Annotated in this window: 11 protein-coding genes; 3 read left to right on the top strand and 8 right to left on the bottom strand. The window is 66.6% G+C overall.

Annotated features, from left to right (window positions below; genetic code table 11):
• The first annotated feature begins 84 nt into the window (after positions 1–84).
• Entirely contained in the window at positions 85–318 is a 234-nt protein-coding gene (locus tag ACZ1JX_RS18450; protein ID WP_465126805.1) for a hypothetical protein, read from the top strand.
• Positions 319–377: 59 nt separating this feature from the next.
• Here ACZ1JX_RS18450 and ACZ1JX_RS18445 read toward each other — a convergent pair whose 3' ends face one another.
• The gene (locus ACZ1JX_RS18445; protein ID WP_465126804.1) at positions 378–530 is read right to left on the bottom strand and encodes a hypothetical protein; all 153 of its coding nucleotides are present in this window, start codon (positions 528–530) and stop codon (positions 378–380) included.
• A gap of 35 nt (positions 531–565) precedes the next feature.
• Positions 566–1,606, bottom strand: a complete 1,041-nt coding sequence (rsgA, locus tag ACZ1JX_RS18440) for a ribosome small subunit-dependent GTPase A (RefSeq protein ID WP_465126803.1) — start codon at positions 1,604–1,606, stop codon at positions 566–568.
• A 281-nt stretch (positions 1,607–1,887) separates the two neighbouring features.
• Here rsgA and ACZ1JX_RS18435 point away from each other — a divergent pair, with 281 nt between their 5' ends.
• Both ACZ1JX_RS18435 and ACZ1JX_RS18430 read left to right on the top strand, forming a co-directional pair.
• Positions 1,888–2,661: a TIM barrel protein gene (locus tag ACZ1JX_RS18435; RefSeq protein WP_465126802.1), complete on the top strand. Its 774-nt coding sequence runs from the start codon at positions 1,888–1,890 to the stop codon at positions 2,659–2,661.
• 31 nt (positions 2,662–2,692) lie between these two features.
• On the top strand, positions 2,693–4,033 hold the full coding sequence (locus ACZ1JX_RS18430; protein ID WP_465126801.1) for an MFS transporter: 1,341 nt from the start codon (positions 2,693–2,695) through the stop codon (positions 4,031–4,033).
• A 2-nt stretch (positions 4,034–4,035) separates the two neighbouring features.
• Here ACZ1JX_RS18430 and ACZ1JX_RS18425 read toward each other — a convergent pair whose 3' ends face one another.
• From ACZ1JX_RS18425 to xdhA, 6 genes are read right to left on the bottom strand one after another with little or no spacing between them, the layout of a single operon-like run.
• A complete protein-coding gene (locus ACZ1JX_RS18425; protein ID WP_465126800.1) occupies positions 4,036–5,127 on the bottom strand; it encodes a nucleoside hydrolase in 1,092 nt (363 codons plus the stop codon).
• Between the two features lie 7 nt (positions 5,128–5,134).
• Positions 5,135–6,148, bottom strand: coding sequence for an adenosine deaminase (locus ACZ1JX_RS18420; RefSeq protein ID WP_465126799.1), 1,014 nt, complete (start codon positions 6,146–6,148; stop codon positions 5,135–5,137).
• Positions 6,145–7,446, bottom strand: coding sequence for a guanine deaminase (guaD, locus tag ACZ1JX_RS18415; protein WP_465126798.1), 1,302 nt, complete (start codon positions 7,444–7,446; stop codon positions 6,145–6,147). The genes ACZ1JX_RS18420 and guaD overlap by 4 nt, the downstream gene beginning before the upstream one ends.
• Positions 7,443–8,381 carry a xanthine dehydrogenase accessory protein XdhC gene (xdhC, locus tag ACZ1JX_RS18410; RefSeq protein ID WP_465126797.1) on the bottom strand — a complete coding sequence of 313 codons (939 nt, stop codon included), beginning with the start codon at positions 8,379–8,381 and terminating at the stop codon, positions 7,443–7,445. The genes guaD and xdhC overlap by 4 nt, the downstream gene beginning before the upstream one ends.
• Positions 8,381–10,684, bottom strand: coding sequence for a xanthine dehydrogenase molybdopterin binding subunit (xdhB, locus tag ACZ1JX_RS18405; RefSeq protein ID WP_465126796.1), 2,304 nt, complete (start codon positions 10,682–10,684; stop codon positions 8,381–8,383). Before xdhB ends, xdhC begins: the two co-directional genes overlap by 1 nt.
• Positions 10,684–12,099, bottom strand: a complete 1,416-nt coding sequence (gene xdhA / locus ACZ1JX_RS18400; protein WP_465126795.1) for a xanthine dehydrogenase small subunit — start codon at positions 12,097–12,099, stop codon at positions 10,684–10,686. Before xdhA ends, xdhB begins: the two co-directional genes overlap by 1 nt.

The raw sequence follows: 12,099 nt of genomic DNA, 5'->3' as shown, positions 1-12,099 counted from the left end.
GCGAAGGTTCCTTGCCTTCGCCCGCAACGATCAATTCATCACCGGGGATTGACGCGCCCGCCTTCATCCGAGCAGAGAGAACCGATGACAGCCCCCGAACAGACGCACGCCCTGCAGGACCACTTCGCCCACTGCATTCAGGTGCTGGGCGGCGTCACCACCTCCTCGCGCCGCCTTGGCATAGACGAGCGGTCGTTGCGGCGGTTCATCAATGGCGAAAAGCCGATCAGCGAACGGCTCCTTGCCGATACCGCCGCCGCGCTGCGCACGCTCATCGCCGAAGCCAGCGCGGCAGAAGCGGCGATCACCGCGCGCTGAACCTCATACCAACCTGCACTGATCCTGACCCATGAGGTCAGGATCAGTGCAGGTTGGTATCAGGCCTTTTTGGCCTTGTGCGTCCCGATCAGCTCATCCAGTTCGGCAATGCGGCGGCGCTCGGGCGTGTCCTTGGAAAGCCCTTTGAGCCGGCACATCGCCCACAGGCTCTTGCGTTCGGATTCGAGCGCACGCAGGTACAAGTCGGCCATGATATCTCCAATAATCGTGCGCGCAGCCCGTGACGTTACCGCCGCGGACGCCGCCCGTTTCTGTTTGAGGGCTGCGGCGCAGAACCAGCCCGGCCAGCGCCGCGCGCCTTGCGGGTGGCACTGCTCGCCGAATTGGCCGCTTCCTCGCTCGCCAGCTTGCGCCAGCGCGCCAGCCGCGCAGGGTCGAGCGTTCCGTTGCCCATCGCTTCCACGATCCGGCAGCCCGGCTCGGCTTCATGCGTGCAGTTCGAGAACCTGCATTCCTGCGCAAGGCTGACGATATCGTCGAAGACTTCGGCAATGCCCGATGCCACCTCGGATAGCTGCAACTCGCGCATCCCCGGCGTGTCGAGCAGCCAGCCGCCGCCTTCGAGCCGGTGCATCTCGCGCGCCGTGGTCGTGTGCCGCCCCTTGCCGTCCTCTTCGCGGATCGCGCCCGTGGCAAGATTGTCGGAGCCTCTCAGCGTATTGATCAGCGTCGATTTGCCGACGCCGGACGAGCCCAGAAACGCAACCGTCTGCCCCGGCCCGCACCACTTGGCCAAGGCCGCCACGCTTGCCGGATTGCGCGCGTTGACGGCCTGCACGATCAGATCGGGCTGAAGCGCACGCGCGGCCTCGGCAAAAGGCTCCCACGCATCGACAAGGTCGGTCTTGGTCAGCACCACAACCGGCGTCACGTCAACGTCGCGCGCCAGCACCAGATAGCGCTCGAGCCGCGCAATGTTGAAATCGTCGTTGCACGAGGCAACGACGAACAGCGTGTCGACATTGGCAGCGATGACCTGCAGCCTCTGCCGCACCCCCGCCGCCAGCCGCTTGAACAGGTTGGCACGGGCCAGCAGCCGTACCGGCTCCATGCTGTCGCGCGCCAGCAGCAGCCAGTCGCCCGCCGCAGGTCGGTCCTCCTCGCCATCCGCCCCCGGAATCTGCGAGGGCATCAGCGTTTCCACGCCATCGCCCGCCACGGAAATATAGCCGCGATGCACCGCCATGACCCGCACGGGCAGACACTGCGCCACTTCCTCTTCGGACAACTGCGCGCTGAAGAACGGCCTCCAGCCCAGTTCGTCCAATCGGGATGCGCATGACGTCATGACTTCGGATGGCGCCTTTCGCTCTGCGCAGGGGTGTTGCGATTCACCCGCTCCATACAGAGGAAGTGGCTGATTACCTAGGATCAGCTTCCCGTCAGACGCATGACGGCCTTTGTCGGCGTGAGGGACGAATTGCGTCGGCGGGCCTTGACCTTCGTCGCGAAGGATGAGAATATATATTCCAATAAAGTAGCGGCCCATTCTGCCGCCAGGCAAACGCGCTCGTCCAAGGGTGCGGGGCCGCCGATTGGGAGATCGACGTGCCTGCTGCTTACCCCTTGTCTTCCTGCATCGAATGGCAATTCGCCGAAGCCGGTGATCTGGCCGAGCGTGTCCGCGCCGCCAAGGCCGAAGGCTTCGATCTCGTCGAATTCCACCTCTGGCGCGACAAGCCGGTCGAGGCCATCGGTGCCGCGCTCGAAGAGACGGGCGTGAAGCTCACCGGCATCTGCGTCGATCCGCGCCGCTCGATCGTCGACCCGGCAGAGCGCGCCGAGATGGTGGATGCCGTGCGCGAAACGATCAAGGCCACCGCCCCGCTCGGCAAGCCGCCGCTGATCGTCGCCTCGGGCTTCAAGGTCGAAGGGATGAGCGAGGAAGACCACTTCGCCAATGCCGTCGCCGCGCTCACGGAAGCGGCCGCCCTTGCCGAGGCGGCAGGCGTCACCCTGCTGCTCGAACCGCTCAACACCCGCCTGTTCTCGGCGATGTACCTCGTCAGCACCACGCTCGGTCTGGACCTGATCGAAGCCGTCGCCAGCCCCAACCTGCGTCTGCTCTACGATGTCTGGCACAGCGCCGTGATGGGCGAGGACATCGCGCAAGTCCTTGAAGGACGCATCCATCTCGTCGCCCACGTGCAGGTGGCAGACATGCAGGACCGCAACGAACCCGGCACCGGCACGGTCGACTGGGCGCACGTCATGGAGACGCTGGAAAGCCTCGGCTACACCGGCAGCATCGGCATGGAATACTTCCCCACCTTGCCGATGGACCAGTCACTCGCGCTGACCCGCAAAACGCTGGGCTGCTAGACACAGAACGCCGCGATCCGGGAGAGGACAAGTGGCCGAAACCAGACTGAGCTTCACCGAACGCCTGAGCTACGGCCTCGGCGACATGGGCACCAGCCTTGCCTACAACATGGCGAGCGGGTTCCTGCTGTTCTATTACACCAATGTCGTTGGCATGCCGGCAGCAGGCGTGGGCACGGTATTCCTGATCGCCCGCCTGCTCGATGCGGTGATCGATCCGGTCGTCGGCATCGCGGTCGACAAGACCCGCAGCCGCTGGGGCCGCACGCGCGGCTATTTCCTGTTCACCGCGCTGCCTTATGCCCTGCTCACCGTCGCGCTCTTCCATGTGCCTGCGTGGAGCCACGGCGCGCAGCTGGTCTATGCCTTCGTCACCTTCAAGGCGCTGGGCATCCTCATGTCCGTGCAGGCTATCCCCTACACCGCGCTCATGCCGATGATGACGCTCGACCCGAAGCAGCGCCTCAAGCTTTCCGGCATGCGCGGGGTCGGCACCTCGATCTCGGTCGTGCTCGGCACCGCGGCGGTCATGCCGCTGGTCGGTGTGTTCGGCGGCGAGGACCAGAACAAGGGCTTCCAGCTCGTCGCGATGCTCTTTGCCGCCATCGGCTTCGTCTGCACGCTCGCCCTGTTCCGCAACTGCAAGGAACGCTTCGACGACGGCTCCTCGCCCCACTTCGCCATCGGCCCTGCCGTGAAGGAGATGCTGCGCAACAAAGCCTGGCTCGTCGTCTTCGCCTCCTGCCTGCTCTACTTCATCCGCTTCGGCCTGATGATGAGCGCGACCGCCTATTTCGCCATCGACGTGATGCGCGCGCCGTGGATGATCTCGGTCATGCTCCCGGCGGTCTCGGGCATGTTGCTGCTGTCCTCGTTTGTCGCCCCGCCGATCCTTGCGCGCACCGGCATCAGGAAAGGCAGCGCCTTCGTCCTCGCGCTGGCCGCCGTGATCTTCGCCGTCCTGCCGCTCACGCAAGGCAACACCGCAACCTTCCTCACGCTCTACATCGCCGCCTGCCTTGCCACCTCGATCACCATCACCGCCGCCTTCGCGATGATTGCCGAGACGGTGGACTATCACGAATGGAAGTTCGGCACCCGGCGCGAAGGCCTGCTCTCGGCCGGCATCAGCCTCTCGACCAAGGTCGGCATGGCCATCGGCACGGCAGGGTTTGCCTTCATGCTCGGCGCTGCTGGCTATGTGCCCGACGCCGTCACCGACACTGCCCGCGAAGCGATCCGCTGGACCTACTACGGCAGCGCCGTCATCCTCCTCGCCCTGCAGACCGTGGTCGTCCTGATGTGGCCGATGGACGGCCTCCACGAAACCATCCGCAAAGACATCGCCGCGCGCAACGCCCTCCTCACCTGACCCTAACGCCCACCCAGCGCCTGCGCGAACAGCGCTTCCATGCGGGCCACGTCCACCGTCAGCACCATGTCCGCCTGCCCCTCGTCGAGGCCGGGCCGGTAAGCGTCGTGCCAAGTCAACATGTCGCCGTAACCGGGGCCGAACTGGACATCGAAATCGTACCACAGGCGCTGCTGGCGCGTGACCAGCGAAGGATCGAGCCAGACGGCAGCGGCGATCTCGTCCCACATCGGAAATCCCGGCTCCATCCGGCGGATCATCGCCGCCACCGGCGGCCGCGCTACATTGGCCAGCAGCTCCACCAGCGCCGGGGTCAGTTGCGTGGCGGTCGAGGGATCGACCGGCACGAAGGTCACCTTGGGCCACCACGCATGAGCGAACATGCTCGCAGCTTCCGGGTCGAAGCGGATATTGAACTCGCGGCGCGGCGTGTTGACGAATTCGCGCGCAAACTGCGCCGCCGAGGTATCGTCCAGCACCTGCTGCGGGTTGAGGCTTCCGCCCATGACCACCACTTCCTTGACCAGCGAGGCGAACTCGGGATCAAGCCGCTGCGCCAGCGCAAGGTTTGTCAGCGGCCCGCAGGCAATGATCGTCACCTGATGCGGATTGGCCCGCACGGTGCGGATCATAAAGAGGGCGGCGGCCTCCGGCAGGGCTTTGAGCTTCGGATTGCCCCACGGCAGGTCCACCGGATCGAAGGGTCCGTGATGCTCGGGCGTCGACTGGACGGTCGGCTCGGCCCACTGCTTCATGAACGCGCCCTTCCACACCAGCTTGCCATAGAGCGCTTCCCACCGCTCGGTGCGCGCCTCGGAATTGAGGATCGGAAAGGTCGCCCCTTGCGCCACCGGCACGCTTTCATGCCCCGACAATTCCAGCCCGCGCAGCACCATGGCCGTGGCGCGATTGGCCCAGGTGTTGCCCGATACGGTGGTGATGCCCATCACCTCCACCTGCCGGTCTTCCAGCAGCAGCAGGTGCATCAGGGCAAAGCCCTCGTCGTCGATGATCACCTTCCGTCGCGGCTCGGCGGCATGGGCGGCACCGAATGCTGCGAAGAACAGGGCGATGGCAACGAGCAGACGGCGCATGGGACTCCTATGTTCGGCTGAGGTAATCGTCGATGGCTGCAAGGTGCCGCGCCACCGCCTCGGGTGACAGGAACGATCCGGTGAAGCTGTTGCGGGCAAGCTGGGCTAGATAATCGCGGGACAGCCCGCGCGCCCGCGCTACCGCGCGGTAGTTGTCGGCCACATAGCCGCCGAAATAGGCAGGGTCGTCGGAATTGACCGTCGCCTTCAGCCCTTCGGCGAGCATGCGATCAAGCGGATGGTCGGCCAGATCGCTCACCACGCAGAGCTTGAGATTGGAAAGCGGACAGACGGTCAACGTCATGCCCTCTGACGCCAGCCGCCGCACCAGCGCCGGATCTTCCAGCGCGCGGTTGCCATGGTCGATCCGGTCCACCTGCAACAGGTCGAGTGCTTCATAGACGTAATCCGGGGGCCCTTCCTCGCCGGCATGGGCGGTGAGCCTCAGCCCCTTGGCCCGCGCCGCCGCGAAGACCCGCGCGAACTTCGCAGGCGGGTGGCCAACCTCGCTCGAATCCAGCCCGACCGCCGCAATCCGATCCAGCCACGGCTCGGCCATCGCCAGAGTCTCGAACGCCGCCTCTTCCGAAAGGTGGCGCAGGAAGCTCAGGATCAGCGCGCTGGTCATCCCGTGCTTGATCTCGGCCTCGGCCATCGCAGACAGCAGCCCTCGGATCACCGTTTCAAAAGCAATGCCCCGGTCGGTGTGAGTCTGGGGATCAAACATGATCTCGGCATGGACCACGCCATCGGCCGCTGCCCGGTCGAAATAGGCCATGGCAAGGTCATGGAAATCCGCCTCGGTCTGCAGCACTCCGGCCCCGGCATAGTAGATGTCGAGGAAGTCCTGCAGGTTTGAGAACGCATAGGCCGCGCGCACCTCGTCCACGCTGGCATAGGGGATCGCGATGCCGTTGCGCTCGGCCAGCGCGAACATCAGTTCAGGCTCGAGGCTGCCCTCGATGTGCAGGTGGAGTTCGGCCTTGGGAAGGCGGGCGATGAAGCTGTCGAGATCGGTCATGCCGCGCACCGTAACCCATCACGGTCCCACGCGCATTGCCCCATGACGTAAGTCCGCCGCACCGCCCGATCATCGCCCAGCACCTGCAGCGCGAACAACCGCTCCTCAAGCGTCGCCCCGGCCGTCCGGCGCGCGAGCAGCGGTGTGGCCTTGTCGTCCAGCACCACGAAGTCTGCCTCCTGCCCCTCTGCCAGCATCCCTACCTCGTCCTCGATATGCAGCAGACGGGCCGAGCCACCCGTTGCCAGCCACAAGGCGCGCAGCGGGTCGAGCCGGTAGCCGTTGAACAGCCCCGCCTGATAGGCAATCCCGGCATTGTGCAGCAACGACAGCGACGTCCCCGCGCCGATATCGGACCCGAGCCCCAGCCGCACGCCATGCCGCTCGGCTTGCGCGAAATCGAACATGCCCGAACCCAGAAACAGGTTCGAACTAGGGCACACCGCAATCCCCGCACCACTCTGCGCCAGCCTTGCGCAGGACCTGTCCGGCAAGTGCACACCATGGGCAAAGACCGACCGGTCGGTCACCAGCCCGAAGCGGTCATAGGCGTCGAGATAGTCCGCAGCCTCGGCAAACCGCGCCGCCACTTCGGCAATCTCGCGGGTGTTCTCGGCAAGGTGGGTGTGCAGAAGAACAGTGGGATGATCGGCCAGCAACTGCCCTGCGCTGGCCAGCTGCGCATCGCTCGATGTCAGAGCGAAGCGCGGCGTCACCGCATAGCCCAGCCGCCCGCGCCGATGCCACCGGGCGATCAGCGCCTTGCTTTCCGCCACCCCGCTGTCTGCGGTATCGCGCAAGTCATCCGGCCCCAGATCCATCAGCACCTTGCCGCAGATCATCCGCAAGTCCCGCGCCCGCGCCGCCTCGAAGAAGGCATCGACGCTGGCGGCATGGACCGTCCCGAACACCAGCGCACTGGTCGTACCATGGCGCAGCAGCTCGTCCAGAAACGCTCCCGCCACCGCGCCCGCATGCGCCGGATCGGCAAAGGCCTGCTCCGCCGGAAAGATGTGCCGCTCCAGCCAGTCGAGCAACTGCTCGCCATGGCTCGCGATGCAGTCGAGCTGCGGATAATGAACGTGCGCGTCGATGAAGCCGGGGACAATCAGCCCCTCCAGCCGCTCCACCGCAATCCCTGTGAAACGCGGGGAAACCTCGGCAAAGCTCCCGCGCGCAACGATCCGCCCATGCTCCACCACCAGCAGCCCGTCGGCGTCATGGCGAACCGCATCGCTGCCCTCGGCGGGATCGTGAGTGAGGCTCAGAATTTCGCCGCGAAACCCTTGCAGCCTCATGCCGCCACAGCTCGCACTTGCGCGGCATCCGGCAGTTGCAACAGCTGCGCCAGCAGGGCGACCGCGATCACGTCCGGCTCCTTGCCCGTGACCCCCGGCAAGCCGATCGGACAGGTCAGCCGCCCCCGCGCCTCGGCGCTCACCCCTTCGCGCTCCAGCCGCGAAAGGAACCGCGCGCGCTTGGTCTGCGATCCGATCAGCCCGGTGAAGGCAAGCGGCGAGCGCGTCAGCGCAGCATGGGTCAGCCGATAGTCCAGCGCATGGTCATGCGTCAGGATCACCAAGGCGGCATCCTCCGGCGCTTCGGCCACGCATTGCGCGATAGCGCTTTCGGGCACCACCGCCACGCCCTCGATCGTCTCGAACACCGGGCGCGTATCGAACCATGCCAGCCGGAGCGGCAATCCGCTCGCATGCCGCGCAATCGCCTGCCCCACGTGCCCTGCGCCGAACAGATAGAGCGGACGGCGCACCTGCCCGATCATCTCCACCAGACGACTGCCCTCGCGCGGCCGGTCCCCCCGCGCCGAAAGCGGCACGGCAGGCCCGTCGCTCACATGCCGCTGCACCGCACCCGCCCGCAACTGGCTGACCAGCACCCGCCCTTCCGCAGCATCGCCAAGCCAGCCGAGCGCATCGCGATCGAGATGCTCGACCAGCACCCGCACCCGCCCGCCGCAGCATTGCCCCAGCAGCGGCCCCAACGGATAGTCCTGCACCCGCCAGGTCCCCGGCGGATGCGCCAGCACGGCGCGCGCCTGCTCCACCGCACGGAACTCCAGCGCGCCGCCTCCAATAGTGCCAAGCTCGCCCCCTGCCGTGACCAGCATCCGCGTCCCCGCCCCGCGCGGCGCGGAGCCTTCGGTGGCGAGCACGCTGATCATCGCGACAGGCCCGCGCGATGACAGAACCCGGAGCTGCTCGATCCACTCCATCACGCCGCTCCCTTATGCGCCGCAATTGCCCGCAGCACCGCCTCGGGCGTGGCCGGCGCATCAAGCGGCGGCAGCTCGCGTCGCGCGGGGTTGGTCGCGGCAATCGCGGCACTGATCGCGCAGAACACCGAATTGGCCAGCATCAGCGGCGGCTCGCCCACCGCCTTTGAACGGTGCACCGTAGGCTTCACGTTCTCCCCGTCCCACAGGTCGATGCGCAGCCGCCTGGGCCGGTCCGAGGCCGTCGGGATCTTGTAGGTCGCAGGCGAATGGTTGAGCAGGCGGCCCTTGGCGTCCCATTCCACCACTTCAGTGGTCAGCCAGCCCTGCCCCTGCACGAAGCCGCCCTCGATCTGCCCCCGGTCAATCGCCGGGTTCAGCGAGCGGCCCACATCGTGCAGGATGTCCACGGCCAGCACCTTGTGCTCCCCGGTCAGCGTGTCGACCACCACTTCGGAAACCGCTGCGCCATAGGCGAAATAATAGAACGGCCGCCCCTTGTGCGCGACGCGGTCGTACTCGATCTCGGGGGTGGCGTAGAAGCCCGTGGACGAGAGCGAAATCCGCCCCAGCCACGCCTTGCGCGCCGCTTCGGCAAAACTCATCCGCGTCTCGCCCGCGATCACGCCATCGGCGGTGAACTGCACCTCGCCGCCGAACGCCCGCTCCAGAAACGCCGCCATCCGCTCGCGGATCGCCATGGCCGCGTGGTGCGCCGCCATGCCGTTGAGGTCTGCCCCCGATGACGCCGCCGTGGCCGAGGTATTGGGCACCTTGTCCGTCCGCGTCGCGGTAATCCGCACCTGCCCCACCGGCACGGCAAACACGTCCGCCACGATCTGCGCGACCTTGATGTAGAGGCCCTGCCCCATCTCGGTGCCGCCATGGTTCACCTGGATCGACCCGTCCGCATAGACGTGCACCAGCGCGCCCGCCTGATTGAGATGCGTGGTGGTGAAGCTGATCCCGAACTTCACCGGCGTCAGCGCGATCCCCTTCTTGAGCACCCGGTTGCCCGCATTGAACGCGGCCACGGCCTCGCGCCGCTCGTCATAGCGCGCCGTCTCGCGCAGCCGCGCGACGAGCTGCGGCGCGATGTTGTCTTCCAGCCTCATGCCATAGGGCGTCACATCGCGCCCCGGCCGATAGAGATTGCGCGCCCGCACCGTAAGTGGATCAAGTCCCAGCCGCGCCGCCACGTGATCGCACACCCGCTCGATCGCCAGCATGCCCTGCGGCCCGCCAAAGCCCCGGAAGGCGGTGGCCGAGACGGTATTGGTCTTCAGCCGCTCCGAGACGATCTCCACGTCGGGCAGGAAATAGCAGTTGTCGGCATGGAACATTGTGCGGTCGTTGATGCCGGGCGACAAATCCATCGTCGCTCCACAGCGTCCGCCAAAGCTCAGCTTCACCGCAAGCAGTCGTCCGGCATCATCATGCCCCGCCTCGTAATGGACCTCGAAATCGTGCCGCTTTCCCGTCACGATCATGTCGTCATCCCGGTCGCAGCGGAACTTGGCAGGCCGCCCGGTATGATGCGTCACCAGCGCGGCAGCGGCGGCGAACAACGCGGCCTGACTTTCCTTTCCACCGAACGCCCCGCCCATGCGCCGCACTTCCACGGTCACGTCGGCTCTCGGCTTGTTCAGCAGGTGCGCCACCAGATGCTGCACCTCGCTCGGATGCTGGCTCGAGGAGACGACATGGATCTGCCCGTCCTCCCCCGCCCGCGCATGGGCAACCTGACCCTCCAGATAGAAGTGATCCTGCGCCCCGATCTTCAGATGACCGGCAAGCCAGTGCGGTGCCATAGCCAGCGCAGCATCGGCATCGCCCTGCGCCATGCGCTGGTCCGCCTCGATCCGCGCATCTGCCGCCCGCGCCTGCGCCACGGTGATCGCCGCATCCAGCGGTTCGTAGTCAATCCTGCCCAGCCGCGCCGCCTTGCGCGCCGCCATTCGCGTTTCCGCCGCAACCAGGAAGACCGGCTGCCCATGGCTCACCACCTCGCCATCGGCCAGCACGCGGTCATCGTGCGCAATCGGCCCGACGTTGTTCTCCCCCGGAATGTCGGCGGCGGTATAGACCGCCACCACGCCCGGAAAGGCGCGCACTGCCGCAAGGTCCATGCCGACCATCCGCGCCCGCGCATGGGCGGAAAGCCCGAAGGCCAGATGCAGCATGCCCGCCGCTTCCGGCTCGTCATCCACATAGCGCGCCAGCCCCGCCACGTGCAGATGCGCGCTGTCATGCGGGTTGGAAGGCTTGGTGCCTGCGGGCCAGAGCGGATCAGCCTCGGCCATCAGCAGGCCTCCACGTCAAGCACCGAGACGACCTCACCCTGCTCCCCGTGCCACAGCCGCCACAGCAGCGCCGCCGCAGCCTCGTTGCGGTAGGCCGATGTCCCGCGCACGTCGGTCAAGGGCTGGAAGTCTGCGCGCAAGGCCTGCGCCGCCGCAGCCATCGTCGCTTCGGCAAATGGCTGCCCCACCAGCGCCGCCTCGCACCCCTGCGCGCGCCGGGGCGTCGCGGCCATCCCGCCAAAAGCAACGCGCGCCGCCCTGATCACCCCGCCCTCCACCGTCAGCGCAAAGGCTCCCAGCACCGCCGAAATGTCGCTGTCGAACCGGCGCGAGAGCTTGGAGATGTGCACCAGCGCACCCGCCGCAGGGCGCGGCACGAACACGCTTTCGACAAACTCGCCGGGATGCCGATCCTGCTTGCCGTAATCGAGGAAGTAGTCCTCCAGCGCCAGCGTCCGCCGCCCTGCGGCAGAGCGCAACGTCAGCTCCGCCCCCAGCGCGATCAAGGCAGGCGGCCCGTCGCCGATGGGCGAGCCATTGGCGATGTTGCCGCAGACCGTGGCCGAATTGCGCACCTGCAATCCGCCGATCCGCCGCACCAGCTCGCCCAGATCCGGGTGCAGCCGCGCCATCGCCGCATGGGCTTGCGCATACCGCACCGCTGCACCGATCCGCAGGCCCTCGTCCGTCTCCTCGATCTGCCCGAGATCGGCAACGTCGCCGATGAACACCACGGTGCCGAGATCGCGCAAGCCCTTGGTCACCCACAGGCCGACATCGGTGGCACCTGCCACGATCCGCGCCTCGGGATGCTCGGCAAGGATCGCCACCAGCGCATCGGACGAACGCGGCGCAAACCACTTGCGCCCGCCAGACGTTCCGCTGGCATCACCGCCCAACCCAGCCAGCGCCGCCGCCACATCCGCATCGTCCTGCACGATCCGCGAAACCGTCTCCCCCGCCTCGAGGATCGGCCCGTAACCGGTGCAACGGCAAAGATTGCCCGCAATGACGTCGGCCACTGGCAACTCGCTCCCAAGCGCCCCAATCGCCCGCCCATGCAGCGACATCACGAACCCCGGCGTACAGAACCCGCATTGCGAACTGCCATTGGCCGCCATGCATGCCTGCAGCGGATTGAGCACTCCGCTCTTCGCCAGACTTTCGACTGTCATCAAGGCTTTACCGTGCAGCATAGGCAGAAACGCGATGCAGGCATTGACCGCGCGCCACTGCACACCCGCGCCCTCCGGCTCGCCCACCAGAACAGTGCAAGCGCCGCAATCCCCTTCGGCGCAACCTTCCTTGGTGCCGGTCCTGCGCAAGGCCCCGCGCAAGTAATCGAGCAAGGTTCCGGTCGGATCGCAGTCCGCAATCTCGATCACTTGGCCATCGAGCAGGAAGCGTACCGCCAT

It is taken from the genome of Novosphingobium sp. BL-A-41-Hi4A-0G, assembly GCF_055521735.1.
This window is presented reverse-complemented; position numbering and strand designations above follow the sequence as displayed.